Origin of the sequence: Paenibacillus sp. FSL M7-0420 (assembly GCF_038002345.1) — a bacterium.
Lineage (GTDB): Bacteria > Bacillota > Bacilli > Paenibacillales > Paenibacillaceae > Paenibacillus_AQ.
This window is the reverse complement of sequence record NZ_JBBOCJ010000001.1, coordinates 6,500,361-6,526,188: the sequence shown is the minus strand read 5'-3', so window position 1 is coordinate 6,526,188 and position 25,828 is coordinate 6,500,361. Positions and strand designations below refer to the sequence as shown.

The 25,828-nt window shown below is 52.7% G+C and carries 21 protein-coding genes, 1 tRNA gene and 3 rRNA genes; 24 read left to right on the top strand and 1 reads right to left on the bottom strand.

Translation table 11 applies throughout. From position 1 onward, the window contains the following. The first annotated feature begins 10 nt into the window (after positions 1-10). The 12 genes from MKX51_RS28090 to pssA all read left to right on the top strand — a co-directional run bounded on the left by MKX51_RS28090 (position 11) and on the right by pssA (position 15,288). Positions 11-1,571 (top strand): 16S ribosomal RNA (locus MKX51_RS28090). A gap of 127 nt (positions 1,572-1,698) precedes the next feature. Then, positions 1,699-1,774, top strand: a tRNA-Ala gene (locus MKX51_RS28085). 262 nt (positions 1,775-2,036) lie between these two features. Then, a 23S ribosomal RNA gene (locus MKX51_RS28080) occupies positions 2,037-4,963 on the top strand. A 144-nt stretch (positions 4,964-5,107) separates the two neighbouring features. After that, positions 5,108-5,224: ribosomal RNA gene (rrf, locus tag MKX51_RS28075) — 5S ribosomal RNA — on the top strand. Together the 16S, 23S and 5S rRNA genes with 1 tRNA gene alongside form the textbook arrangement of a ribosomal RNA operon. A 436-nt stretch (positions 5,225-5,660) precedes the next feature. Next, positions 5,661-6,833, top strand: a complete 1,173-nt coding sequence (locus tag MKX51_RS28070) for a GNAT family N-acetyltransferase (RefSeq protein WP_340994627.1) — start codon at positions 5,661-5,663, stop codon at positions 6,831-6,833. Between the two features lie 364 nt (positions 6,834-7,197). Beyond that, a complete protein-coding gene (locus MKX51_RS28065; RefSeq protein ID WP_036721901.1) occupies positions 7,198-7,659 on the top strand; it encodes a CtsR family transcriptional regulator in 462 nt (153 codons plus the stop codon). Between the two features lie 30 nt (positions 7,660-7,689). Further along, a complete protein-coding gene (locus MKX51_RS28060) occupies positions 7,690-8,211 on the top strand; it encodes a UvrB/UvrC motif-containing protein (RefSeq protein WP_340994626.1) in 522 nt (173 codons plus the stop codon). Between the two features lie 29 nt (positions 8,212-8,240). After that, entirely contained in the window at positions 8,241-9,305 is a 1,065-nt protein-coding gene (locus MKX51_RS28055) for a protein arginine kinase (RefSeq protein ID WP_036721897.1), read from the top strand. A 37-nt stretch (positions 9,306-9,342) separates the two neighbouring features. After that, complete coding sequence (gene clpC, locus MKX51_RS28050) at positions 9,343-11,811, top strand: ATP-dependent protease ATP-binding subunit ClpC (protein ID WP_340946714.1); 2,469 nt, start codon at positions 9,343-9,345, stop codon at positions 11,809-11,811. A gap of 217 nt (positions 11,812-12,028) precedes the next feature. Continuing rightward, positions 12,029-13,396 (top strand): DNA repair protein RadA, encoded by a 1,368-nt coding sequence (gene radA, locus MKX51_RS28045; RefSeq protein WP_036692317.1) that lies wholly within the window; start codon positions 12,029-12,031, stop codon positions 13,394-13,396. Between the two features lie 13 nt (positions 13,397-13,409). After that, on the top strand, positions 13,410-14,486 hold the full coding sequence (disA, locus tag MKX51_RS28040; protein ID WP_340946715.1) for a DNA integrity scanning diadenylate cyclase DisA: 1,077 nt from the start codon (positions 13,410-13,412) through the stop codon (positions 14,484-14,486). Positions 14,487-14,550: 64 nt separating this feature from the next. Continuing rightward, positions 14,551-15,288, top strand: a complete 738-nt coding sequence (pssA, locus tag MKX51_RS28035; protein ID WP_340946718.1) for a CDP-diacylglycerol--serine O-phosphatidyltransferase — start codon at positions 14,551-14,553, stop codon at positions 15,286-15,288. 170 nt (positions 15,289-15,458) lie between these two features. On the opposite strand, the gene MKX51_RS28030 is transcribed toward pssA, so the two are convergent. Further along, the gene (locus MKX51_RS28030) at positions 15,459-15,854 is read right to left on the bottom strand and encodes a hypothetical protein (RefSeq protein WP_036692322.1); all 396 of its coding nucleotides are present in this window, start codon (positions 15,852-15,854) and stop codon (positions 15,459-15,461) included. Positions 15,855-16,063: 209 nt separating this feature from the next. Here MKX51_RS28030 and MKX51_RS28025 point away from each other — a divergent pair, with 209 nt between their 5' ends. The 12 genes from MKX51_RS28025 to secE all read left to right on the top strand — a co-directional run bounded on the left by MKX51_RS28025 (position 16,064) and on the right by secE (position 25,810). Next, a complete protein-coding gene (locus MKX51_RS28025; RefSeq protein WP_340946720.1) occupies positions 16,064-17,152 on the top strand; it encodes a PIN/TRAM domain-containing protein in 1,089 nt (362 codons plus the stop codon). Positions 17,153-17,252: 100 nt separating this feature from the next. Continuing rightward, entirely contained in the window at positions 17,253-17,951 is a 699-nt protein-coding gene (gene ispD / locus MKX51_RS28020; RefSeq protein WP_340946722.1) for a 2-C-methyl-D-erythritol 4-phosphate cytidylyltransferase, read from the top strand. Next, complete coding sequence (ispF, locus tag MKX51_RS28015; RefSeq protein ID WP_076081728.1) at positions 17,948-18,436, top strand: 2-C-methyl-D-erythritol 2,4-cyclodiphosphate synthase; 489 nt, start codon at positions 17,948-17,950, stop codon at positions 18,434-18,436. Before ispD ends, ispF begins: the two co-directional genes overlap by 4 nt. 58 nt (positions 18,437-18,494) lie before the next feature. Beyond that, positions 18,495-19,958 carry a glutamate--tRNA ligase gene (gene gltX / locus MKX51_RS28010; RefSeq protein ID WP_340994625.1) on the top strand — a complete coding sequence of 488 codons (1,464 nt, stop codon included), beginning with the start codon at positions 18,495-18,497 and terminating at the stop codon, positions 19,956-19,958. A gap of 426 nt (positions 19,959-20,384) precedes the next feature. Beyond that, positions 20,385-21,077 carry a serine O-acetyltransferase gene (cysE, locus tag MKX51_RS28005; RefSeq protein ID WP_076081729.1) on the top strand — a complete coding sequence of 231 codons (693 nt, stop codon included), beginning with the start codon at positions 20,385-20,387 and terminating at the stop codon, positions 21,075-21,077. Between the two features lie 51 nt (positions 21,078-21,128). Continuing rightward, a complete protein-coding gene (gene cysS, locus MKX51_RS28000) occupies positions 21,129-22,535 on the top strand; it encodes a cysteine--tRNA ligase (RefSeq protein WP_340994624.1) in 1,407 nt (468 codons plus the stop codon). Next, positions 22,532-22,969 carry a Mini-ribonuclease 3 gene (locus tag MKX51_RS27995; RefSeq protein WP_340946729.1) on the top strand — a complete coding sequence of 146 codons (438 nt, stop codon included), beginning with the start codon at positions 22,532-22,534 and terminating at the stop codon, positions 22,967-22,969. Before cysS ends, MKX51_RS27995 begins: the two co-directional genes overlap by 4 nt. Before the next feature lie 24 nt (positions 22,970-22,993). Then, the gene (rlmB, locus tag MKX51_RS27990) at positions 22,994-23,755 is read left to right on the top strand and encodes a 23S rRNA (guanosine(2251)-2'-O)-methyltransferase RlmB (RefSeq protein WP_076081731.1); all 762 of its coding nucleotides are present in this window, start codon (positions 22,994-22,996) and stop codon (positions 23,753-23,755) included. Between the two features lie 2 nt (positions 23,756-23,757). After that, positions 23,758-24,279, top strand: coding sequence for an NYN domain-containing protein (locus MKX51_RS27985; RefSeq protein WP_036692346.1), 522 nt, complete (start codon positions 23,758-23,760; stop codon positions 24,277-24,279). A 161-nt stretch (positions 24,280-24,440) separates the two neighbouring features. Then, on the top strand, positions 24,441-25,085 hold the full coding sequence (sigH, locus tag MKX51_RS27980) for an RNA polymerase sporulation sigma factor SigH (protein WP_036692348.1): 645 nt from the start codon (positions 24,441-24,443) through the stop codon (positions 25,083-25,085). Between the two features lie 362 nt (positions 25,086-25,447). Beyond that, positions 25,448-25,597, top strand: coding sequence for a 50S ribosomal protein L33 (gene rpmG / locus MKX51_RS27975; RefSeq protein WP_074086515.1), 150 nt, complete (start codon positions 25,448-25,450; stop codon positions 25,595-25,597). Between the two features lie 21 nt (positions 25,598-25,618). Continuing rightward, the gene (gene secE, locus MKX51_RS27970) at positions 25,619-25,810 is read left to right on the top strand and encodes a preprotein translocase subunit SecE (protein WP_036692354.1); all 192 of its coding nucleotides are present in this window, start codon (positions 25,619-25,621) and stop codon (positions 25,808-25,810) included. Positions 25,811-25,828: the final 18 nt, after the last annotated feature.

The following is a 25,828-nucleotide window of genomic DNA, read 5'->3' as shown; positions in this document are numbered from 1 at the left end:
CGGAAAAACCTAATTGGAGAGTTTGATCCTGGCTCAGGACGAACGCTGGCGGCGTGCCTAATACATGCAAGTCGAGCGGAGTTTGAAAGGGAGCTTGCTTCCTTTCAAACTTAGCGGCGGACGGGTGAGTAACACGTAGGCAACCTGCCCTCAAGCCTGGGATAACTACCGGAAACGGTAGCTAATACCGGATAATTTCTTTCTTCTCCTGAGGAGAGAATGAAAGGCGGAGCAATCTGCTGCTTGGGGATGGGCCTGCGGCGCATTAGCTAGTTGGTGGGGTAACGGCCCACCAAGGCGACGATGCGTAGCCGACCTGAGAGGGTGAACGGCCACACTGGGACTGAGACACGGCCCAGACTCCTACGGGAGGCAGCAGTAGGGAATCTTCCGCAATGGGCGCAAGCCTGACGGAGCAACGCCGCGTGAGTGATGAAGGTTTTCGGATCGTAAAGCTCTGTTGCCAGGGAAGAACGTCCGGTAGAGTAACTGCTGCCGGAGTGACGGTACCTGAGAAGAAAGCCCCGGCTAACTACGTGCCAGCAGCCGCGGTAATACGTAGGGGGCAAGCGTTGTCCGGAATTATTGGGCGTAAAGCGCGCGCAGGCGGTTATTTAAGTCTGGTGTTTAAACCTTGGGCTCAACCTGAGGTCGCACTGGAAACTGGGTGACTTGAGTACAGAAGAGGAAAGTGGAATTCCACGTGTAGCGGTGAAATGCGTAGATATGTGGAGGAACACCAGTGGCGAAGGCGACTTTCTGGGCTGTAACTGACGCTGAGGCGCGAAAGCGTGGGGAGCAAACAGGATTAGATACCCTGGTAGTCCACGCCGTAAACGATGAGTGCTAGGTGTTAGGGGTTTCGATACCCTTGGTGCCGAAGTTAACACAGTAAGCACTCCGCCTGGGGAGTACGGTCGCAAGACTGAAACTCAAAGGAATTGACGGGGACCCGCACAAGCAGTGGAGTATGTGGTTTAATTCGAAGCAACGCGAAGAACCTTACCAGGTCTTGACATCCAACTAACGAAGCAGAGATGCATCAGGTGCCCTTCGGGGAAAGTTGAGACAGGTGGTGCATGGTTGTCGTCAGCTCGTGTCGTGAGATGTTGGGTTAAGTCCCGCAACGAGCGCAACCCTTGACTTTAGTTGCCAGCAGGTTGAGCTGGGCACTCTAGAGTGACTGCCGGTGACAAACCGGAGGAAGGTGGGGATGACGTCAAATCATCATGCCCCTTATGACCTGGGCTACACACGTACTACAATGGCCGGTACAACGGGAAGCGAAGCCGCGAGGTGGAGCCAATCCCAGCAAAGCCGGTCTCAGTTCGGATTGCAGGCTGCAACTCGCCTGCATGAAGTCGGAATTGCTAGTAATCGCGGATCAGCATGCCGCGGTGAATACGTTCCCGGGTCTTGTACACACCGCCCGTCACACCACGAGAGTTTACAACACCCGAAGTCGGTGGGGTAACCCGCAAGGGAGCCAGCCGCCGAAGGTGGGGTAGATGATTGGGGTGAAGTCGTAACAAGGTAGCCGTATCGGAAGGTGCGGCTGGATCACCTCCTTTCTATGGAGAATCGTCTTCTGCAATGAAGACATTCAAATAAAAGTCTTTAGGAAGCTTGCTTCCTGAAGCAGGCTTTACTTCGTAAAGCCTTGAGCGTTTCCATTTGTTCGGTTTTGATGGAATTTGCGGGGCCATAGCTCAGCTGGGAGAGCGCCTGCCTTGCAAGCAGGAGGTCAGCGGTTCGATCCCGCTTGGCTCCACCAACAAACTTCATCTATTTGTTATGTCTGAAATACTCGATACATCGTCTGTTATTCCGAACATCACAGTCGTGATTGTTTCATAATAACAGCAACTTGATCCTTGAAAACTGGATACCGAAACGAATTTGCGTTTTAGAACATTCCTTTAAGCTGAACTTGTGTAAACAAGTTTTGAATTAATGGCGATGCTAGCGATGATCTGGATGGAAATAAAGGCGTTGAAGAAATTCATTGTCCGATATTTTCCTAAAGGAAAAATCGAGGTTAAGCTACTAAGAGCACACGGAGGATGCCTAGGCGCCAGGAGCCGACGAAGGACGTGGCGAACAACGAAACTGCCTCGGGGAGCTGTAAGCAAGCTTTGATCCGGGGGTGTCCGAATGGGGAAACCCAGCTGTGGTAATTCGCAGTTACTCGTATCTGAATACATAGGATACGCAGAGGCAGACCAGGGGAACTGAAACATCTAAGTACCCTGAGGAAGAGAAAACAATAGTGATTCCGTCAGTAGCGGCGAGCGAACGCGGAACAGCCTAAACCAAGAGGCTTGCCTCTTGGGGTTGTGGGACGTCTCACATGGAGTTACAAAGGAATAGGGTAGGTGAAGAGGTCTGGAAAGGCCCGCGATAGAGGTAAAAGCCCTGTAGCCCAAACTGTGTTCTCTCCGAGACGGATCCCGAGTAGTGCGGGGCACGTGAAACCCCGTATGAATCCAGCAGGACCATCTGCTAAGGCTAAATACTACCTGGCGACCGATAGTGAAACAGTACCGTGAGGGAAAGGTGAAAAGCACCCCGGAAGGGGAGTGAAATAGAACCTGAAACCGTGTGCTTACAAAAAGTCAGAGCCCTTTCTATGGGTGATGGCGTGCCTTTTGTAGAATGAACCGGCGAGTTACGTTTAACATGCAAGGTTAAGGTGAGAAGCCGGAGCCGCAGCGAAAGCGAGTCTGAATAGGGCGATTGAGTATGTGGACGTAGACCCGAAACCGTGTGATCTACCCCTGTCCAGGGTGAAGGTGCGGTAACACGCACTGGAGGCCCGAACCCACGCATGTTGAAAAATGCGGGGATGAGGTGGGGGTAGCGGAGAAATTCCAATCGAACTCGGAGATAGCTGGTTCTCCCCGAAATAGCTTTAGGGCTAGCCTCGGTGAATGGAGTGGTGGAGGTAGAGCACTGATTGGGTGCGGGGCCCGCAAGGGTTACCAAGCTCAGTCAAACTCCGAATGCCATTTACTTCTTGCCGGGAGTCAGACAGTGAGTGCTAAGATCCATTGTCAAAAGGGAAACAGCCCAGACCATCAGCTAAGGTCCCCAAGTGTGTGTTAAGTGGGAAAGGATGTGGAGTTGCACAGACAACCAGGATGTTGGCTTAGAAGCAGCCACCATTGAAAGAGTGCGTAATAGCTCACTGGTCGAGTGACTCTGCGCCGAAAATGTAACGGGGCTAAACACACCACCGAAGCTATGGCTAGATGCTTTGCATCTGGGGTAGGGGAGCGTTGTATGTGGGTTGAAGGTGTACCGTAAGGAGCGCTGGACAGCATACAAGTGAGAATGCCGGTATGAGTAACGAAAAGATCAGTGAGAATCTGATCCGCCGAAAGCCCAAGGTTTCCTGAGGAAGGCTCGTCCGCTCAGGGTAAGTCGGGACCTAAGGCGAGGCCGACAGGCGTAGTCGAAGGACAACAGTTTGAAATTACTGTACCACCGTAATCCGCTATGAGCGATGGGGTGACGCAGGAGGGTAGTGACGCGGACTGATGGATGTCCGTCTAAGCAGTGAGGCTGGTGTGCAGGCAAATCCGCACATCATTAAGGCTGGGCTGTGATGGGGAGCGAAAATTATAGTAGCGAAGGTCATGATCTCACACTGCCAAGAAAAGCCTCTAGTCAGGAGAAGGTGCCCGTACCGCAAACCGACACAGGTAGGCGAGAAGAGAATTCTAAGGCGCGCGGAAGAACTCTCGTTAAGGAACTCGGCAAAATGACCCCGTAACTTCGGGAGAAGGGGTGCCTCGGTAGGGTGAATAGCCCGAGGGGGCCGCAGTGAAAAGGCCCAAGCGACTGTTTAGCAAAAACACAGGTCTGTGCGAAGCCGCAAGGCGAAGTATACGGGCTGACGCCTGCCCGGTGCTGGAAGGTTAAGGGGAGCGGTTAGGGGTAACCCGAAGCTGTGAACCGAAGCCCCAGTAAACGGCGGCCGTAACTATAACGGTCCTAAGGTAGCGAAATTCCTTGTCAGGTAAATTCTGACCCGCACGAATGGCGTAACGACTTGGGCGCTGTCTCAACGAGAGATCCGGTGAAATTTTAATACCTGTGAAGATGCAGGTTACCCGCGACAAGACGGAAAGACCCCATGGAGCTTTACTGCAGCTTGATATTGAATTTGGGTACGATCTGTACAGGATAGGTGGGAGCCGGTGAGGCAGGAGCGCAAGCTTCTGCGGAGGCGCCGTTGGGATACCACCCTGATCGTATCTAGGTTCTAACCTAGTGCCCTTAGCGGGTACGGGGACCGTGTCAGGCGGGCAGTTTGACTGGGGCGGTCGCCTCCTAAAGAGTAACGGAGGCGTTCAAAGGTTCCCTCAGAATGGTTGGAAATCATTCGCAGAGTGCAAAGGCATAAGGGAGCTTGACTGCGAGACCTACAAGTCGAGCAGGGACGAAAGTCGGACTTAGTGATCCGGTGGTACCGCATGGAAGGGCCATCGCTCAACGGATAAAAGCTACCCTGGGGATAACAGGCTTATCTCCCCCAAGAGTCCACATCGACGGGGAGGTTTGGCACCTCGATGTCGGCTCATCGCATCCTGGGGCTGAAGTAGGTCCCAAGGGTTGGGCTGTTCGCCCATTAAAGCGGTACGCGAGCTGGGTTCAGAACGTCGTGAGACAGTTCGGTCCCTATCTGTCGTGGGCGCAGGAAATTTGAGAGGAGCTGTCCTTAGTACGAGAGGACCGGGATGGACGTACCGCTGGTGCATCAGTTGTTCCGCCAGGAGCATGGCTGAGTAGCTACGTACGGACGGGATAAGCGCTGAAAGCATCTAAGCGTGAAGCCCCCCTCAAGATGAGATTTCCCAGTATGTAAGACCCCTTGAAGACGACGAGGTAGATAGGTTGGAGGTGGAAGTGCAGCAATGCATGGAGCTGACCAATACTAATCGGTCGAGGGCTTATCCAAAATTACCCCAAAAAGTGAAGATGACGCTGACGAAGCGGATTCCGAGTACTTTCCGGGGGCCCCGTAAGAAGGGCAGACGCAAATTCGTTTCGGATTCAGTTTTCAGGAATCAAATTCCTGAAGCATTTACGCTGTAAATGCCCGTTTGGTGGCGATAGCGGAGGGGTTCCACACGTACCCATCCCGAACACGACCGTTAAGCCCTCCAGCGCCGATGGTACTTGGACCGAAGGGTCCTGGGAGAGTAGGACGTTGCCAAGCACACATGAGCCATTGTTGAGCAATCGACAGTGGTTTTTTTGCGTGCGGGCAGGGCTGTGGAAAAGCTGTGGATAGATTTCTGGAAGTACAGAAAAGTTGCGCACATGTGGATACCTTTACAGGAACAGAATGATCCCCGGATCATGGGGGAATCACGCACAATATTGTGGATGAGTCAAGTGAAAACATAAGTAATACACCGATTTTGTGGATAAAAAGTGAATATTGTGGATAGATAAAATGTAATCGGGGATAACTCATTTGAGCCGGAAAGAAACTCTTTCCGGTTTTTTGCTTTGCTGTGCAAAAGCTGTGGATAACTATTCTTTTTGCAACGGATGGCCAGCCTTTATTAGCATCCGGCGGCTTGGCTTGTTATACTCTCTATTAAGCAAATATCTGGAGCTAATTTATAGAATGTAACGGGGGGAACAGAATGGAAATCAGGCAATTACGTGCCGGAGAATTTGAGGACAGCCTGAGCTTGTCCGAGTATGCTTTTAAGTATAAGGTTTCTGCGGAAGATAGAGTACGCGCCAGGGAGAACTTCAAACCGGAACAAACCTGGGGAATTTTTGAAGGAGACAGCATAGGTGCGAAGCTGACGCTTCTTCCGTTACAGGTATATATACAAGGCAAGCCCGTTTCTATGGGGGGCATCGCCGGTGTAGCCACTTGGCCGGAGAACCGCAGGCAGGGTTATGTTGCCCATCTGCTGACCCATGCGCTCCAGACGATGAACGAAGCCGGTCAGACGTTGTCCTTTTTGCATCCGTTCCTGATTCCCTTTTACCGTAAATTCGGCTGGGAGATCTACTGTGAGTATAAGAAATACACCCTTCCGGTAGGGAAGTTCCCGCACAAGAAGGAGATTAAGGGCAGCGTGAAGCGCGATATCCCGGATCTTGCAGTATTCCAGCAGCTGTACGAGCAATTCGCCATGAGGTATAACGGGACTCTCCAGCGCACTGAAACCTGGTGGAAGGAAAGTGTGCTTGATGATGATACGCATTCCTGTGTGTTTTATTCTGAGCAGGGTGAACCGGAGGGCTATGTGCTGTATAAAATAGTGCAGCAGGAGCTGGTCATCGATGAGTTCATCTATGGAAACGAGCTTGCCCGCCAGGGCTTGTGGACCTTCCTGGCCAATCATGACTCCATGATTACGGCTGCACAGCTGAAGCTGGTGCCTGCTGACGATATTCTTCCCTTCCTCCTTCCCGATCCGCGGATTGCACAGGAGAATTATCCATACTTCATGGCGCGTATCGTCAATGCTAAGGCTTTTGTGGAGAACATGACCTTCAATGTGCTGGAGGGTGACCGGGAGCGGGTACTTTATGTTGAAGATCAGCATGCGTCATGGAACAACGGGTTATGGCGGTGGACTGTGTCGGAGCAAGGGGAAGCGACGTTTAACCGGATTCAGGGCGGGCGGTCAGAGGCTGACCTTGAATGCAGTATTGGCACGCTTACTGTGCTGTTGATGGGATACAAACGTCCGCTTCAGGCGGCAAAGTACGGACAATTATCCGGGACTGCGGAGGCGACAGCTTGGCTTGAAGCGCTGATTCCGCAGGCCGAGACGGCATTATTCGATTTTTTCTGACAGAGAACGGCTCTTCCTCTTCCCTTGGATGGGGAGGAGCTTTCCTACTACATAACGCCTCCATTCAGTGAATGAAGCAGGCAACCGGAATACAATACAGCCAAAACGTAAAAAATAAGAGTAACCCCTTGGCATTCAGTGAGAATATGTTATAATATGAAAAAGTCAAAGAAAGTCAAAGTCAACGCAGGCCGGAGATCATCGTTCTCAAGAATGTAACATTTAGAGAAAAGGTGCAGTGCAGAGGCTATTGCAGCCGATTCTTAATGCATTGCCAGGGTTAAGTTCTTAAGAGCATGTCTCTGGGCGGCAGGCGTTGGCGCAGCACAGGTTTTACCAATGCTTACACACTGGAGGATGAGTGATGCGTAATATCTCCGATATTATTGAACAATATCTGAAGAATATTTTGCATGAAAGTCCCGAAGGTACGGTGGAAATTCAGCGCAACGATCTGGCGGACCAGTTCTCCTGTGTCCCGTCACAGATCAATTACGTCATCAGTACACGGTTCACATTGGAAAAGGGATATGTGGTGGAGAGCAAACGCGGCGGCGGCGGATATATCCGCATTCAACGCTATGAGCTGCCTCAGAATGTGGCCTTATACGCACATCTGAACTCCACGATAGGGAATGATATTGATCAGAATTCTGCCGAAGGGCTGATTTATCAGCTGGAGGAGGCCCGTTTCCTCTCCAAACGTGAAGCGTGTCTGATGCGGTCTGCGGTTTCCCGGGAATGCCTGACGGTTAATCTGCCGTACCGGGATGAGATTCGTGCCAAGCTTATGAAGGCTATGCTAATCTCTTTATTGGGCAAATAATTTGTCAAATGGTAAGGAGGGACACCGCTCATGCTATGCCAGGAATGCGGCGTCAAACCGGCTACACTCCACTTCACGAAGATTGTGAACGGGGAGAAGACGGAATTTCATATCTGCGAAAGCTGTGCGCGGGAGAAGGGTGAACTGATTCCCGGAACTGCGGGAGGCTTCTCTATCCACAGCTTGCTTTCCGGTCTTCTGGATCTGGAAGGCGCAGGCAAGAGCAAGGCAGCAGCACAGAATGTGCAGGGTCTGCAGTGTGAAAACTGCGGCATGACCTATTCACAGTTCAGCAAGCTGGGACGGTTCGGCTGCAGCTCCTGCTATAAGTATTTCGACAGTACGCTCGACCCGCTCTTCAGACGGGTGCATGGCAGTACAGCGCATGTTGGCAAGCTGCCCAAGCGGGCGGGCGCACAGATCATGTGCAAGCGCCAGATTGATGAGCTGAAGCAGGAATTGCAGCAGAGTATTGTGCAGGAGGAGTTCGAGACCGCAGCTGAGCTGAGGGACAGAATCCGCAAGCTTGAAAAAGAAATGCCACAAGAGTAAAGTCTTTGATATATAGGAGGGATCCGGGCATGTCAAGTCTCCGGTTTACCGAACAAGCACTGAGTGACTGGATGCGCTGCGGCGGCAGCCATTCGGAGATTGTCATCAGCAGCCGTATGCGTATCGCCCGTAATCTGGAGCATCTTCCGTTCCCGCTGCTCGCTTCAAGAGAGCAGTCCGAGGAGGTGCTGGAGCAGCTTGCCCCCGTATTTCAGGGTGAAGCTTCGGCCGACTTCGGCAGCTTCGAGCTGCTGAGACTGGATGAGCTGGGTGAGCTGGACAAAAAAGTACTGGTGGAAAAGCACCTCATCAGTCCTAATCTGGCGGATGATTCCAAAGGCGGGGCAGTCATTCTTAATGAGGACGAGTCGGTCAGCATTATGATTAATGAGGAGGATCATCTCCGCATTCAATGCCTGTTCCCGGGGCTGCAGGTCAGAGAAGCCTGGGTAAGGGCAACCGCCATCGATGATATTTTCGAGGCTGCTGTCAATTACGCCTTCGATGACCGCAGAGGCTACTTAACAAGCTGTCCCACCAATGTGGGAACAGGGCTGAGAGCCTCGGTTATGGTGCATCTGCCGGCCTTGGTCATGACGCATCAGATCAACCGCATTTTGTCCGCAGTTAATCAGGTGGGGCTTACCGTTAGAGGAATTTACGGTGAAGGCAGCGAAGCAGTAGGGAATATCTTTCAGATCTCCAACCAGATTACGCTCGGACAGACCGAAAATGAGATTATTGAGAATCTTCACAGCGTAGTCACCCAGATTATAGAGCATGAACGCAACGCCCGTGAACGCCTGCTGGTCGATTCCGCTCTGCGGATTACGGACCGTATCAAGCGCTCCTACGGAATTCTGGCCTATGCTGCTGTGATGGAACTGAAAGAATCGGCACAGCGGCTCTCCGATCTGCGGCTTGGTGTAGATCTGGGGATTCTGGAAGGGCCTTCGATTTCAGTGCTCAATGAGCTGAATGTCAAGACTCAGCCGGGCTTTCTGCAAAAGCTGTTCGGTGACGAGCTGTCGCCTACTGAACGCGATATGTACCGGGCGAAGCTGCTCCGGGAGACACTGGGATCACAACATTAAATTATAGATATTTATTATCCGTGGAGGTGCAGGAGATATGATGTTTGGAAGATTTACGGAACGCGCACAAAAGGTGCTGGCGCTGGCGCAGGAAGAAGCCGTACGTTTGGGACACAACAACATTGGGACAGAGCATATTTTACTCGGACTGATTCGTGAAGGAGACGGCATTGCCGCTAAGGCATTGATCGGACTTGGTCTGGGTCTGGAGAAGATACAGGATGAAGTGGAAACACTGATTGGCAGAGGTCAGGAACAACCGACCAACATCGCTTATACTCCTCGTGCCAAGAAGGTGATCGAGCTGTCCATGGACGAGGCCCGCAAGCTGGGTCACACGTATGTGGGAACAGAGCATATCCTGCTCGGTCTGATCCGCGAGGGAGAGGGCGTAGCCGCCCGTGTGCTGAACAATCTCGGCATTAGCCTGAACAAGGCCCGCCAGCAGGTATTGCAGCTCCTGGGCAGCAGTGAAGCCACCTCCAGCCACAGCGGAGCTCCGGCTAACGTCAGCACGCCAACGCTGGACGGCCTGGCCCGCGATCTGACGGCCTATGCCAAGGACGGTAACCTCGACCCTGTGATCGGCCGCAGCAAGGAAATTGAGCGTGTCATTCAGGTGCTGAGCCGCCGGACCAAGAACAATCCGGTGCTGATCGGTGAACCTGGGGTTGGTAAAACGGCGATTGCCGAAGGTCTGGCTCAAAAGATCATCAACAATGAAATTCCGGAGACGCTGCGCGACAAACGTGTCATGACCCTCGATATGGGCTCTGTAGTGGCTGGTACGAAATACCGCGGTGAATTCGAAGACCGCCTCAAAAAAATCATGGATGAGATTCGCCAGGCTGGCAACATCGTGCTGTTCATTGATGAGCTGCACACGCTGATCGGAGCGGGTGGTGCGGAAGGCGCGATTGATGCCTCCAACATCCTGAAGCCTGCCCTCGCCCGTGGTGAGCTGCAATGCATCGGTGCCACAACGCTTGATGAATACCGCAAATATATTGAGAAGGACGCCGCGCTGGAGCGCCGCTTCCAGCCGATCACAGTGGATCAGCCTTCCCCTGAGGAAGCTGTACAGATTCTGTTCGGTCTTCGTGACCGGTACGAAGCCCATCACCGGGTGAAGATTACAGATGAAGCCATTGTGGAAGCAGTCAAGCTGTCTGACCGCTACATTCCTGACCGGTTCCTGCCGGACAAGGCGATTGACCTGATTGATGAAGCAGGCTCTAAGGTAAGACTGAATTCTTACACCATCCCGCCGAATCTGAAGGAACTGGAAATGCGTCTGGATGATATCCGCAAGGAGAAGGATTCCGCAGTACAAAGCCAGGAGTTCGAGAAGGCTGCTGCACTTCGCGATACCGAGCAGAAGATTCGTGAAGAGCTGGATACTACGAAGAACCAGTGGAAAGAAAAGCAGGGCCGCACCGATTCCCAGGTTACACCTGAGGATATCGCACAGGTGGTGGCCAGCTGGACTGGCATTCCGGTCAGCAAGCTGAAGGAAGAAGAGACAGACCGCCTGCTGAATATGGAAGCCTTGCTGCATGAACGTGTAATCGGCCAGGACGAAGCCGTTAAGGCGGTCAGCCGGGCACTCCGCCGGGCGCGTGCGGGTCTGAAGGACCCGAAACGTCCGATGGGCTCCTTCATCTTCCTCGGACCTACCGGGGTGGGTAAGACTGAGCTGGCACGGGCGCTTGCGGAAGCGATGTTCGGTGATGAGAATGCGGTAATCCGCATCGACATGTCGGAGTATATGGAGAAGCATTCCACCTCCCGGCTGGTCGGAGCGCCTCCAGGGTATGTAGGGTATGAAGAAGGCGGACAACTGACAGAGAAGGTGCGCCGCAAGCCTTACTCGGTTGTACTGCTGGATGAGATCGAGAAGGCCCACCCTGAAGTGTTCAATATTCTGCTGCAGGTGCTGGAGGACGGCCGTCTGACCGATTCCAAAGGCCGCGTAGTCGATTTCCGTAATACCCTGATCATCCTGACCTCGAACGTAGGGGCACAGGCGATTAAGAAGAATTCGACGCTTGGCTTCACGGCCGTTCAAGATGCAGGCGCCGATTACACCAATATGAAGGGCAAGGTTATGGAAGAGCTGAAGAAGAGCTTCCGGCCTGAGTTCCTGAACCGGATCGACGAGATCATTGTCTTCCACTCGCTGGATGAGAAGCATATCGCTGAGATCGTGACTCTGATGTCCGAGGAGCTGCGCAAGCGTCTGCGTGAGTACGATGTAGATTTCCTGCTCACTGACGGCGCCAAAGCATTCCTGGCCAAAGAGGGCTATGATCCGGCCTTCGGTGCCCGTCCGCTCCGCCGGGCGATTCAGAAGCATATCGAAGACCGCCTCTCCGAAGAGCTGCTCAAGGGCAACATCAAGAAGGGGGATTCCCTGAACATTGATGAGGTGAACGGCGAACTGGTCGTAACCACCGTTGAAGCACCGGCCGAGGTCTCCCTGGAGAAAACAGTCGAAACTGAATAATTGCTCCGGAAAATGAAACAAAGCTCCCGCTCCTCCGTATAGAGGGGCGGGAGCTTTATTTGTTTCCACCCTTCAGACATACCCTAACACGCCCAAAAGAAGACGCAAATGAAAACTAGATCTTAAGTGTCCTTCCGTTCAGTGTGTAGAAATGGTAAACTTTGAATAAGAGTAAAATATCCGCAATTTTAGCAAGTTCGGACGGTAAGGAGTACACATGGCTAAACCTAAAACAAAATTTTTCTGTACCGAATGCGGCTACGAATCACCGAAGTGGTTCGGAAAGTGCCCGGGCTGCCAGGAATGGAACTCGATGGTAGAGGAAACGGAAAGCGTAGTCAAAACACAAGGCATGAATGCACCTATTTTTCAGAGTAAAGAAAAGGCGCAATCGATCATAAATATAGAAAGTGACAAGGAGCCCCGTATTCTGACGGGCATCGGTGAGCTTAACCGCGTGCTTGGCGGCGGGATCGTTCCCGGCTCGCTGGTGCTGGTCGGAGGCGACCCCGGAATCGGGAAATCGACACTGCTGCTGCAGACTTCGCATGCCCTGACTACACAAGGGCTGCGCGTACTGTATATTTCGGGGGAAGAATCTGTGCGGCAGACCAAGCTGCGGGCCGACCGCCTCGGAGCGCTGTCTGCGGAATTGTACGTTCTGTGTGAGACGAACATGGAGAGCATTGAGGAAGCGATTGAGCAGATTCAGCCTCAGTTTCTGGTCATTGACTCGATCCAGACTGTATTTATGCCGGAGGTAACCAGTGCGCCGGGCAGTGTAGCACAGGTGCGGGAATGTACGACAAGATTCATGCGGATCGCCAAGATCCGGGGAATTGCTACGGTGCTTGTAGGGCATGTAACCAAGGAAGGCGCTATTGCCGGACCGCGTATGCTGGAGCATATGGTGGATTGTGTCCTTTATTTTGAAGGGGAGCGCCATCATACGTACCGTTTGCTGCGGGCGGTGAAGAACCGCTTCGGCTCCACCAATGAGATCGGGATTTTTGAAATGGGGGAAATCGGGCTGACCGAGGTTGAGAACCCGTCGGAGCTGTTCCTGTCCGAGCGCCCGCTCGGAGTGGCCGGGTCAGCCGTGGTAGCCAGCATGGAGGGTACAAGACCCGTTCTTGTTGAATTGCAGGCGCTGGTGGCTTCGACACATTTCCCTTCGCCCCGCAGAATGTGCACAGGTATGGATCATCAACGGATGGCGCTGATCATTGCTGTGCTGGAGAAGCGGATGGGCATGTTCCTGCAGAATCAGGACGCTTACCTCAACGTTGCGGGAGGGGTGAAGCTGGATGAGCCGGCGGTGGATTTGGCTGTCGCTATCAGCATTGCCTCCAGCTTCCGTGATTTTCCGACCAAGCCGTATGATGTGTTTTTCGGGGAGGTAGGGCTTACCGGTGAGGTGAGAGGGGTATCACGCGCAGAGATGCGGGTGAAAGAGGCGGCCAAGCTTGGCTTCCGGCGGGTCATTATGCCCGAGAAGAGTCTGAAGGGCTGGAAGCATCCGCAGGATATCCAGATTATAGGCGTCAGCACAGTAGCACAGGCACTAGCGGTCGCGTTAGATTAGGGGGCACAGGGACATGAAAGAATATAATCCATCAGATAATATGAATGATCTGCTTAGAATGGCTGCACCCGGAACACCCTTCCGGGAAGGGCTGGAGAATGTGCTTCGCGCGAAGACCGGGGCACTGATTGTTGTCGGATATAGTCCGGAGGTCATGGAGGTTGTCGATGGCGGCTTCTCCATTAACTGCGATTTTTCACCAAACTATTTATACGAGCTGGCCAAAATGGACGGAGCGATTATTCTGAGCGAGGATCTGAAGCGGATTCTGTACGCCAATACGCAGCTGATCCCCGATTCCTCCATCTCTTCGATCGAGACAGGAATCCGGCACCGGACGGCAGAACGGGTAGCGAAGCAGACCGGCAAGCTGGTCGTTTCCATTTCCCAGCGCCGTAATATTATTACGCTGTATCAGGGTTCCATCCGTTACGCACTCAAGGAAATCGGTTCGATTCTGGCCAAAGCCAACCAGGCGATCCAGACCCTGGAGAAGTACAGAGCCGTTCTGACACAAGGGCTGACCAACCTGTCTGCTTCCGAATATGAAGGGATTGTGACGGTGGCCGAGGTCGTCGGTGTGATCCAGCGCGTAGAGATGGTGCTGAGAATCAAAATGGAAATTAAGCGTTACATCAACGAGCTTGGCAATGAAGGCCGGCTGATCAGTATGCAGATGGAAGAATTGGTTGGAAATACAGAGGAAGAAGCATGGCTGCTGTACAGAGACTATGCCAGAGAAGAGCAGGAGGAGAAGATCCGTGAGATCATTGCCGGGCTGAAGCGCAGCAGCGATGATGAACTGATGGATGACAACCATATTGCCCGCCTGCTGGGCTATTCCTCAACAGCCATTTCCTCCGAAGAAGCTGTAACTCCGCGTGGTTACCGCCTGCTGAACAAGATTCCACGGCTGCCGAATGTAATCATCCACAATTTGGTGGAACGCTTCGGAATGCTGCCTAACCTGATGAAGGCAAGCATAGCTGAGCTTGATGAAGTGGACGGCATTGGCGAGGTCCGCGCACGCAATATTCAGGACGGGCTGAAGCGGCTCCAGAAACAAGTTCTTATTGACAGACAAATGTAAATACCATACAATCACGTAATGTTGCAGTCCCATGCAGTACAAGTAGGAAAATTGAGGTGAAGAAATGATACAAAAATCAATTCCAAGTCTTTTTACGATTGGTAATCTGATGCTTGGAATGTTTGGTATCATGATGGCGTTTGACGGCAAGCTGAGCATGGCCGCTATCATGGTGATTATCGCGATGCTGCTCGATGGGCTGGATGGCCGGATGGCCCGTGCGCTGAAATGTGAGAGTGAATTCGGCAAGGAGCTGGATTCTCTATCCGATGTAGTTTCGTTCGGAGTAGCGCCGGCGCTGATTATGTATTTGACAAGTCTGCAGGAGCTGAACCCTGCACTGGGGTGGACGATCACAGCGATCTTCCCTGTATTCGGAGCCTTGCGTCTGGCCCGGTTCAATGTCCGCCCGGGGATTCCGGGATATTTCGTAGGATTGCCGATTCCTGCTGCGGGCGGGGTTCTGGCCACGCTTGCACTTTTCCATAAGGATGTATCTGCACCATTCATGATTATGGCTACCCTGCTGCTGTCGTATCTGATGGTCAGCACAGTCAAGTACCCCAACTTCAAGAAGATCGGTTTTCCCAAAAAAGCGGTTATAGGCGCACCTGTAGTTATCGTGATCGCTGTAGCTGTTGCGGTGGTCTTCCCTGAACAGATTGCCAAGCTGATCTTTGGACTTCTGGCGCTGTACGCCTTATATGGCTTCAGACAGAGCTTAGGGCTGTTTAAGGTCCGCCGGCAACGCCGCCGCAGAAGACGCTCGGAGGATAAGGTATATCATTCTAAGAACGGTTAGCCCTTCTTCAGAACTTATTTCATTCATAGACCGCTATATACAAAAGGCATTGCCTTTCCTGAATATCAGGAGAGTGCAATGCCTTTTTGCTGCCTGCGGGAAGGGGAGTATACGGTATACGGTTCCCCCGGAGCTGGCGGAATGGATGAAGGAGAGCGCGGACGGTCTGCTCAGGACAAGTTGAACAACCCGAGTGTTGCGCATTTCTGCGATTCCTTGGCGACAACCTCGTCCATATTGATAGCAAGCAAATTGCAGAGTGCAGACATGTAGAACAGCTCGCGGCCCAGCTCGGAGCCAATGACCTCCCGGCAGTTCTCACACAGCTCCCCTGCCAGATGGGTTCCGGCAAGCTCCTTGGCTTGCTCAAGGCCTAGAGTGGGCTCGAAGACCTGCTTGGTAGCATGCAGCTGAATGCAGCCGCATTCGGTAATGGCTTTGACGACAGCCCGGTTGACGGAAGCACTGCTCTGTCCGTTCTTGGACATTACATCCAGAAGACTACGGTGACGGAGCAGCAGTTCGGAGACTTGATCCTGGAAGGCCTGTAAACTTGGTGCGCTCATTTTCCATTCACCCCTGGGTTCGAATTGAATTCATTATATGCCAGGGCCTCCCTCATTTTCAACCAGGAATAGCAGTTTACGGCAACAGAGCCGGACGAAATTCGGGGCTTGCAGAAAAAATAACGCGCCCCCGGATTATTGTCCTAAAAATTGGAACATACTGGTGAGGTATAGAGGATTGATGGATGAATAAAAGGAGGTGCGAGGTTATGTGGAAAAAGTCTGTTTTGATACTTGCCGGGTGTTGTGGAGCCTGGTCCGGTTATTCGCTATATCACGCGGCAGAAAGAGGGTTCCCGGTAGGCCTTGGGAAACTGGAGGATAGCTTGCCTATGGAAGGAAGCATTTTGTTTGCGGTGCTGGGTGCCATTATTTTTCTGATTGCGGGGACTTTATGCGCGGAATGGGCAAGTTCAAAGCTGCGGGAGATGGTTGCGTATTGCTCGCGTATCCCGATGAATGAGCTTGCTGCAGGCGCAGCAGGGCTTACGGGAGGTCTGCTGCTGTCCCTGCTGCTGTATCCCGCTATGTCCTGGCTGGGTAAAGCAGGGGAGCTGCTGCAGGTAGCTGCCACGCTTGCTCTGGGCTATATGGGCCTGCGGATCGGGCTGGAGAAGCAGGAGGAGCTGGCTTCGCTCTGGAATACCGGACGCTGGGCACGCTCTGCTGAACCGGAGGAGCGTGGAACTCAGGAGCATAAAATTCTCGATACCAGCGTGATTATTGACGGAAGGATTGCTGACATCTGTAAAACGGGCTTCATCGAAGGCACGATTGTTATTCCTGAGTTCGTGCTGGAGGAGCTGCAGCATATTGCGGATTCATCGGATCTGCTGAAGCGTAACCGCGGACGCAGAGGGCTTGATATTCTGAATAAGATTCAGAAAGAGCTGGACGTTAAGGTGCTGATCTATGAAGGGGATTTCGAGGAGATCTCAGAAGTGGACAGCAAGCTGGTCAAGCTGGCGAAAGTACTGCACGGCAAGGTCGTCACCAACGACTTTAACCTTAACAAGGTTTGCGAGCTGCAGGGAGTGTCGGTGCTGAATATTAATGATTTGGCGAATGCAGTGAAGCCGGTGGTTCTGCCGGGCGAAGAGATCATTGTTCAGGTGATTAAGGACGGCAAAGAACATGGACAAGGCGTAGCCTATCTGGACGATGGCACGATGATTGTGGTGGAGGGCGGCCGGGATTATATCGGCACTACGATGGAGGTTCTGGTGACGAGCGTGCTGCAGACATCGGCAGGACGGATGATTTTTGCCAAACCGAAGCTTCTGGAAAAAGCACAATAAGTTCAGCCCACCTCTCCGGCAGCACCCTTTCGGGCTTGGAAATGCCAGCCAAACACGTTATGATGGGAGTATACGTGAAAGAAAGACAGGAGCCGAAAGCATGTCAAACAGTGTTGGCGTCGTTATCGTAGCGGCAGGCAGAGGAACCCGGATGGGAACAGCAGAGAGCAAGCAATATTTGCTGCTGCAGGGCAAGCCGATACTCGTGCATACCCTGGAGGTATTCCAGCGGCATAAGCTGATCTCCGAGATTGTGCTTGTCACCGGGGAAGAGGATGTGCAGCGCTGTAAGCAGTGGGTACAAGCCTTCAAGCTGGATAAAGTGGCTGCGGTCATTCCCGGGGGAACGGAGCGCCAGCATTCGGTACGCCGCGGACTGGATGAACTTAAGACCCATTGGGTCATGGTTCATGACGGGGTAAGGCCGTTCGTACAGGACAGCGAGATAGAAGCTTGCTACGAGCGTGCGAAGTCAGCCGGAGCGTCGGTGCTTGCAGTACCGGTTAAGGATACGATCAAGCAGGTCGACAGTGAAGGCAAGGTGCTGTCAACGCCGGATCGGCGAAGTCTGTGGGCGATTCAGACCCCGCAGACTTTTCGTTTGTCCGATCTGCTGTCCGCCTATGAGGAGGCAGAGCGGGACGGTTTTCTCGGGACAGATGATTCCAGTCTGGCGGAACGCAGCGGCATTACCGTGTCAGTTGTAGAAGGAAGCTACATGAATATTAAGATCACGACGCCGGAGGACTTGGATTTCGCTGAATTCACAGTAAGAAGCAGGGGAGAGGAACACAGATGATTGCTGTAGGACAAGGATTTGACGTACACCAGCTGGTCGAGGGAAGGCCGTGTATTATCGGCGGAGTAACGATTCCTTATGAGAAGGGGCTGCTGGGGCATTCCGATGCGGATGTGCTGCTGCATGCTGTAAGCGACGCTATACTGGGAGCGCTGGGTCTTGGGGATATCGGCAGACATTTTCCCGATACCGATCCGGCCTTCAAGGATGCAGACAGCCTGAAGCTGCTGGAGCAGGTATGGGCACTTGCACGTGAGCGCGGATACCGGCTGGGGAATATCGATTCAACCATCATCGCGCAACAACCGAAGATGGCACCTTATATTCCGCAGATGACGGAGATTATTGCCCGCACGCTGAACGCTGACGTATCGAAGGTGAATGTAAAAGCAACAACGACTGAGCAGCTGGGCTTCGCGGGGCGCGGAGAGGGAATTGCCGCTCAATCTATTGTCTGTCTGCTGCAAGATGTGATATCATCGTGAGATGGCTTTAGCGTAAGTAAAGGCCTGATTTCAACCAATATGAAGCGGAGGGAAACCCATGGCGGATCAAGTTCGGGTGCGTTACGCACCGAGCCCTACGGGACATTTACATATCGGAAATGCCAGAACAGCCTTGTTTAACTATCTGTTTGCCCGCAATCTGGGCGGCAAATTCATTATCCGGATCGAAGATACGGATCTTAAGCGCAACATTGCAGAAGGTGAAGAGAGCCAGCTGAAGTATTTGAAGTGGCTGGGAATCGATTGGGATGAAAGCGTGGATGTAGGCGGCGAATACGGGCCTTACCGCCAGACTGAACGTCTGGATCTGTACCGTGTCTACTGGCAGGATCTGCTGGACCGCGGCCTGGCTTACCGCTGCTATTGCACAGAGGAAGAGCTGGAGGCTGAACGCGAGGAGCAGACGGCACGCGGCGAAACCCCGCGTTATTCCGGCAAACACCGTAATCTGACCGAGGAGCAGCGGCTGGCCTTTGAGGCAGAGGGACGCGTGGCCAGCATCCGTTTCCTTGTTCCGGAAGACCGCACTTATACCTTCAATGATATCGTAAAAGGCAGCATTTCGTTCAACAGCAAAGAAATGGGCGACTTCGTCATCGTAAAGAAAGACGGTATTCCGACCTATAACTTCGCTGTAGCGGTGGACGACCATCTGATGGCTATCTCCCATGTGCTGCGCGGAGAAGATCATATCTCCAATACCCCGCGCCAGCTCATGATTTATGAGGCACTGGGCTGGGAAGCTCCGCTCTTCGGGCATATGACGCTGATTGTCGGCGATGACCATAAGAAGCTGAGCAAACGGAATGAATCGATCATTCAGTTTATTGAACAGTACGATCAGCTGGGCTACCTGCCGGAAGCTCTATTCAACTTCATCACCCTGCTGGGCTGGTCGCCTGAGGGCGAAGAGGAGATCTTCACCAAGGAAGAGCTGATCTCGATCTTTACGGCAGACCGCCTGTCGAAGAGTCCGGCAGTGTTCGATACGAACAAGCTGGCTCATCTGAACAATCACTATATCAAGCATGCCGATCCTAAGCGGATAGCGGCACTTGCCATTCCTCATTTGCAGAAGGCGGGCCGCTTGCCTGAGGTACTCAGTGAGGAGCAGCAGAGCTGGGCGGAGAGCCTGGTTGCGCTGTACCAGGAGCAAATGACAGCCGCGTCGGATATTGTCGCCCTCTCCGAGCTGTTCTTCCGCAGCCACCTGGAGCTGGAGACCGAAGCGGCAGGGGTGCTTGCCGAAGCCCAGGTTTCTGAAGTGCTGTCTGCATTTCTGGCCAAAGTGGAGGCTGCCGAAGATTTCAGCGCTTCCCATATGGCTGTTCTGATCAAGGAAGTGCAGAAGGAGACCGGACACAAAGGCAAAGCGCTGTTTATGCCGATTCGTGTCGCTCTTACCGGACAGATGCATGGCCGTGATTTGAATGCAACGATTGCGCTGCTCGGCCGCAGCCGGGTGATTGAACGCCTGAAATCACAAATCAAAGGCGCTTAGGGCAGGGACAGGCGAGGGTAGAAGACACTTGTCAGTTCTGCGGCTTTTCGCTAAGATAGAAGAATATAAGAATAGCTGGGATCAGGAAAAGTAGGCGTATAAGGGCAATTGCCAGAGAGAATAACCGCTTAAGGGCGAATGCCCTTGCAGGCTGGGAGTTATTCATTTGTCTGCCGCTGAAGATGCACCTGTGAGCTGCATGGTTGAATGTCCCTGTGCGGGGCTGTAGACTGTGCCGGGCTGTCGCCGTTACAGACACCAAGAGGAACACCGGATACAGCGGCTGCGAAGTTTAACAGCTCTGGCATATAAGAATGTTCTAGCAGAGTGGGACCGCGGTTAAACGTCTCTGCAGCTATCATGCTGCAGGGGCGTTTTTTGTTGAAATATAAGAGAATGTGCATCTCAAAGAAGAGGGGAACCGCGATGTTTAAGCATATTAAGTCGGACATTCGGGCAGTATTCGACAATGATCCCGCTGCCCGCAGCAGGTTCGAGGTCGTCTTCACCTACGCCGGGCTTCACGCGATCTGGGCACACCGGATGGCCCACTCTTTTTACAAACGCCGCTGGTTTACCCTGGCACGCATGGTCTCGCAGATCAGCCGGTTCATGACGGGAGTGGAGATTCATCCGGGCGCGGTCATCGGCAGCCGGTTGTTTATTGACCACGGAATGGGTATTGTCATTGGTGAGACCTGCGAGATTGGCGATGATGTTATTATCTATCAGGGCGTTACACTTGGGGGAACCGGCAAAGAGAAGGGCAAGCGTCACCCTACCGTCGGCAACAATGTAGTCATTGGCTCTGGCGCCAAAGTACTGGGTTCCTTCCGGATCGGCGATAATTCTAATATCGGCTCTAACGCAGTCGTGCTGCGTGAAGTGCCTAACAACAGCACGGTAGTCGGCAATCCCGGGCGTGTAGTCAAGCGTAACGGCGAACGTGTATCCGACCGGCTGGATCATACCAAGATGCCTGACCCGCTGGTCGATTCCCTCAAATTCCTGCAGAAGGAGATCGAGGAGCTAAGAGAACAGATGGGTGCTGAAGATAAGCAGAAGAAGGAACAGCGGCGGCTCGAAAGCCAGCAATATATCGGCGATTATGAAATTTAAGCGTACCGGCATTTCAGAAATCCGGGGACAATAGAAAGGGTTGGGACAAGAATGGCTTTGCACATTTACAACACAATGACGCGCACGAAGGAAGAATTTGTACCGCAGGAGCCGGATAAGGTGAAGATGTACGTCTGCGGACCCACGGTCTACGGCTATATGCATATCGGGAATGCAAGACCGGTCATTGTTTTTGACATGGTGCGCAACTACCTGGAGGCGCTTGGGAATGAAGTCCGCTATCTGACAAATTTCACCGATGTGGATGATAAAATGATCCGCAAGGCGGAGGAGCTGAACATCACCGTAGCCGAGGTTGCCGAAATGTTCATTGCCGCCTACCAGGAGGATCTGGCCGGGCTGGGCGTGAAGCCGGCGACGATGAATCCGCGCGTTACGGAGAGTATGGACACGATTATCGAATTCATTAAGGAGCTTGAAGACAAGGGCTATGCGTATGAGAACGGCGGAGATGTGTATTACCGTACCGGCAAATTTGCCAACTACGGCAAGCTGTCCCGCCAGAATCTGGAGGAGCTGCGCTTCGGTATCCGTGTCGAGGTGGATTCGCGCAAGGAGAACCAGGAGGATTTCGTTCTCTGGAAGGCAGCCAAGCCGGGCGAAGTGCACTGGTCCAGTCCATGGGGAGAGGGACGTCCAGGCTGGCATATTGAATGCTCGGCGATGGTGCGCGAATATTTGGGCACGACGATCGATATTCACGGCGGCGGAGAGGATTTGAAATTCCCGCATCATGAATGCGAATGTGCCCAGACCGAAGCGCTGACGGGTCAACCGCTGTCGAATTACTGGATGCATAATGCTTTTCTGAATATCGGTGACGAGAAAATGTCAAAGTCGCTGGGGAATGGCCTCCTCGTGAAGGATATCCGCGCGCGCTTCAAGCAGGGGGCTATCCGTTACTTCATGCTGTCCAGCCATTACCGCAATCCGCTGAACTTCACCGAGGAAGCACTGCTGTCTGCCGAGAAAAGCGTAGAGCGGATCGCTCTGGCTGAAGGCAATGTGAAGCATCGCCTTGAACTGGCAGCAGAGGGGGCAGAGGGTGAAGCAAGTCCGCAGGTTACGGAGCGGCTGGCCGCTACCCTAAGCAACTTCCATGCGCGGATGCAGGATGATTTCAATACGCCGGACGCTATTACGGCAGTGTTCGACTGGGTGAGCCTGGCGAACCTTACGCTTGCTGATCCTGAGGCGAATCCGGCTGACTTCGCCGCGCTGCTGAAGGCTTTTGCCGAGATGAATGCGGTGCTTCGCCTCACGGTAGAGGCTGAGGAAGAAGTGGCAAGCGAAGAGGTGGAACGCCTGATTGCAGAGCGTGCGGAAGCGCGCAAGAACAAGAACTGGAGCCGGTCGGATGAAATCCGCGATGAGCTGAATGCGCTGGGGATTCTGCTGGAAGATACTCCACAGGGAATGCGGTGGCGGCGCAAATGAACGGGCTGTTTGATCTGAACCGCGCCTGGTTCCCGTATGAACCCTCCAAGCCGGCCCATCTGCTGCCTCCTATCGTCCTGGCTTATGCAGGTGACGCTATCTACGAAGTTGCAGTCCGGCAGTATCTGATCTCGCTGCCTAATTTGCGCCCCCAGCATCTGCACCGGTCAGCGACCGGACTGGTCTCCGCCAGAGCTCAGAGCAACATTCTTGCTTATCTGGACCCGGTGCTTACCGAGGATGAGAAGGATGTGGTCAGAAGGGGACGCAATGCCAAATCCGGCAGCATTCCCAAAAATGCGGATGTGCTGGAATACCGCCACGCCACTGCTTTTGAATGCATGATCGGCTATTTATATTACACAGGACAGCAGACGAGAATCCAGGAGCTTGTTCACAGCAGTATCGAATATATGATGCACCGCCCCAAGTGAGTATATAGAACAGGAGATAAAACAATGGAAGAATTGAGAACTGAAGAGGAAATACTGGCAGGCAAGCATTCGGTGCTTGAAGCCCTTAGAGCGGGACGGACACTCAACAAAATCTGGATCGCTGAGACCGCGCAAAAGCACCTGACCGCACCTATCGTTGCCGAAGCGCGCAAGGCGGGTATTGTCATTCAGCATGTGGACAAGCGCAAGCTGGATCAGCTCGCACCGGGCGTCCAGCATCAGGGAGTGGTTGCGCAAGCGGCGCCTTTTGCCTATACAGAGGTTGCTGATATTCTGGCGATAGCTGAAGCTAAGGGAGAACCGCCGTTTCTGCTCCTGCTGGACGAAATTGAAGATCCGCATAACCTCGGGTCTATCCTGCGTACGGCTGACTGCACAGGGGTGCACGGAGTCATTGTGCCGAAGCGCCGCTCTGCGCAGATTACAGCTACCGTATCCAAGACCTCGGCTGGTGCAGTCGAATATGTGCCTGTGGCCCGCGTAACGAATCTTGGACAGACCATTGACCGGCTGAAGGAGCTGGGAGTCTGGGTAGTCGGCACGGATGTGGATACCGATCAGAATCTGTTCGGATCTGATATTGTCACCGGGCCGGTAGCAGTGGTGATCGGCAATGAGAACAAGGGGATGGGCCGCCTGATCCGTGAGAAATGCGATGTGCTGCTTAAGCTGCCGATGGCCGGAAGAATCAACTCTCTGAATGCTTCAGTAGCAGCGGGCGTAATCATGTACGAGGTACTCCGCCGCCGCCAAGAACAGGGATAACTATGGCAGACTGGCGCGATATCCTGCTCGTGGACGGATACAACATGATCGGCGGCTGGCCGGAGCTTGCGGCATTGTCGCAGACCGGTATGCAGGGGGCACGCGACCGGCTGCTCGATATGCTGGCCGATTATCAGGCGTTCTCCGGGCTGCGCGTCATTGCCGTATTCGATGCCTACCGTGTGCCGGGACTGGGCAGGTCGTTTGAACAAGGGAAGATCCAGGTCTTCTTCACCAAGGAGAAGGAAACGGCAGATGAATGCATCGAACGGCTGGTTGGGGAATTCACGCACCGCCGCAGACAGATCTCGGTAGCCACCAGCGATTTTGTGGAGCAGCATGTCGTTTTTGCCCAGGGCGCACTCCGGATTTCAGCCAGGGAACTGAGACTTGAGATTGAGGAGAACCAGAAGCAGGTGAAGAAGGCGATCGAGCCGGGAAGCGTGAGCGGGACCCGTCATTCGCTTGAAGACAAGCTGCCGCCGGAGACGCGTAAACGGCTGGAGGACTGGCGCAGACAATAGGACAGAAATAGGAGTTGCCCCTCACGAGAAAATGACATAATATGTTATTGAAGATTGTTTTTGGACAAATCCGGTTGACGGTGTAAGGTAACATAATATATACTGTTCCTATATTTCGAGAAGTAACGATGTGTCTTGCGTTGCAGCCGGGGGGATTCTTGGTGAGTGTCGACCTCAAGGAATTAATGCTGTCCGAGTATGATTTCATAAGTGATGAAGAAATTGTCGAGATCTTCCGTGGTGGCGACAGTGGCGCATTGGAGCATTTAATTAACAAGTACCGTAATTTTGTGCGTGCCAAGGCCCGTTCCTATTTTTTGATCGGGGCAGATCGTGAAGATATTGTGCAGGAAGGCATGATTGGCTTATACAAGGCCATCCGTGACTTCAAGGGTGACAAGCTGTCATCGTTCAAGGCCTTTGCCGAGCTGTGCATCACCCGTCAGATTATAACCGCCATTAAGACCGCTACCCGCCAGAAGCATATTCCGCTTAATTCATATGTCTCGTTAGACAAGCCCATCTATGATGAGGACTCCGACCGGACATTGATGGATGTGATATGCGGAAGTCAGGTACTGGACCCGGAAGAGCTGATTATCAACCAGGAGGAGTTCATCGGACTGGAAGATAAGATGGCCGAGATTCTGAGTGATCTGGAGCGCAAGGTTCTGATGCTCTATCTGGACGGACGGTCCTATCAGGAGATTGCCGAGGATTTGAAGCGGCATGTGAAGTCCATTGACAATGCCTTGCAGCGAGTGAAACGTAAATTGGAAAGATATCTGGAAGTGCGTGACAATTAATGATATAATGACTAGGAAGGCTCGGGACTCGAGTCTTTTTTTAGTGTCCGCTAGATTTGGATACGGCGAATTTGCGATGGGTGAAGCGTCGGAGGATGGCAGGTTTATACACAAGCGAATTGCAGCATAATGATTATGGAAGACAGCTAGCGGTAAAAGAAGAAGCAGGATCAAAGATGACTTATGGCATAAGGCTACAGCACCCGGAATTACCCAGTGCGATGGGGGAAACTTTCGTTGACACAGACATTGATATTATGCTAAAGTGTTTTAGGTAGGCCTAAATTCGCGGCTTTTTTTTGAATCAATATCTACGTCTTCTAATTTGATGATTAGAAGTACGTCTTCGGGAGGTGCACATCATGCGGGTAATTATCACTTTGGCTTGTACAAGTTGCAAACAAAGAAACTATGCAACAACCAAAAACAAGCGAAATCACCCCGACCGCTTGGAGATGAAGAAATTTTGCAAGTTCTGTAACGAGCAAACTCCTCATCGCGAAACCAGATAGTCTTTTGGAGGTGTAGTCGGCGTGAAACGTAGTTTCAAGTCTTTGTTTTCCTTTTTCACTGAGAGCTGGAGTGAACTCAAAAAGGTTCGCTGGCCTAGCCGTAAAGAACTGAAGAACTATACATTGATCGTTCTCGGTACAATTGTAGTTATTTCGCTTTACTTCTGGGTTCTGGACATCGGTATTTCCGCTGTGATTGAAGCGATTATTTAGAGAGGTCCCAGGTGGCTT

What these genes read in the sequence shown, in the direction of transcription:
- MKX51_RS28070 (WP_340994627.1), top strand. Translation starts at nt 5,661, where the DNA reads ATGGAAATCAGGCAATTACGTGCCGGAGAATTTGAGGACAGCCTGAGC.
- MKX51_RS28065 (WP_036721901.1), top strand. Translation starts at nt 7,198, where the DNA reads ATGCGTAATATCTCCGATATTATTGAACAATATCTGAAGAATATTTTG.
- MKX51_RS28060 (WP_340994626.1), top strand. Translation starts at nt 7,690, where the DNA reads ATGCTATGCCAGGAATGCGGCGTCAAACCGGCTACACTCCACTTCACG.
- MKX51_RS28055 (WP_036721897.1), top strand. Translation starts at nt 8,241, where the DNA reads ATGTCAAGTCTCCGGTTTACCGAACAAGCACTGAGTGACTGGATGCGC.
- clpC (WP_340946714.1), top strand. Translation starts at nt 9,343, where the DNA reads ATGATGTTTGGAAGATTTACGGAACGCGCACAAAAGGTGCTGGCGCTG.
- radA (WP_036692317.1), top strand. Translation starts at nt 12,029, where the DNA reads ATGGCTAAACCTAAAACAAAATTTTTCTGTACCGAATGCGGCTACGAA.
- disA (WP_340946715.1), top strand. Translation starts at nt 13,410, where the DNA reads ATGAAAGAATATAATCCATCAGATAATATGAATGATCTGCTTAGAATG.
- pssA (WP_340946718.1), top strand. Translation starts at nt 14,551, where the DNA reads ATGATACAAAAATCAATTCCAAGTCTTTTTACGATTGGTAATCTGATG.
- MKX51_RS28030 (WP_036692322.1), bottom strand. Translation starts at nt 15,854, where the DNA reads ATGAGCGCACCAAGTTTACAGGCCTTCCAGGATCAAGTCTCCGAACTG.
- MKX51_RS28025 (WP_340946720.1), top strand. Translation starts at nt 16,064, where the DNA reads ATGTGGAAAAAGTCTGTTTTGATACTTGCCGGGTGTTGTGGAGCCTGG.
- ispD (WP_340946722.1), top strand. Translation starts at nt 17,253, where the DNA reads ATGTCAAACAGTGTTGGCGTCGTTATCGTAGCGGCAGGCAGAGGAACC.
- ispF (WP_076081728.1), top strand. Translation starts at nt 17,948, where the DNA reads ATGATTGCTGTAGGACAAGGATTTGACGTACACCAGCTGGTCGAGGGA.
- gltX (WP_340994625.1), top strand. Translation starts at nt 18,495, where the DNA reads ATGGCGGATCAAGTTCGGGTGCGTTACGCACCGAGCCCTACGGGACAT.
- cysE (WP_076081729.1), top strand. Translation starts at nt 20,385, where the DNA reads ATGTTTAAGCATATTAAGTCGGACATTCGGGCAGTATTCGACAATGAT.
- cysS (WP_340994624.1), top strand. Translation starts at nt 21,129, where the DNA reads ATGGCTTTGCACATTTACAACACAATGACGCGCACGAAGGAAGAATTT.
- MKX51_RS27995 (WP_340946729.1), top strand. Translation starts at nt 22,532, where the DNA reads ATGAACGGGCTGTTTGATCTGAACCGCGCCTGGTTCCCGTATGAACCC.
- rlmB (WP_076081731.1), top strand. Translation starts at nt 22,994, where the DNA reads ATGGAAGAATTGAGAACTGAAGAGGAAATACTGGCAGGCAAGCATTCG.
- MKX51_RS27985 (WP_036692346.1), top strand. Translation starts at nt 23,758, where the DNA reads ATGGCAGACTGGCGCGATATCCTGCTCGTGGACGGATACAACATGATC.
- rpmG (WP_074086515.1), top strand. Translation starts at nt 25,448, where the DNA reads ATGCGGGTAATTATCACTTTGGCTTGTACAAGTTGCAAACAAAGAAAC.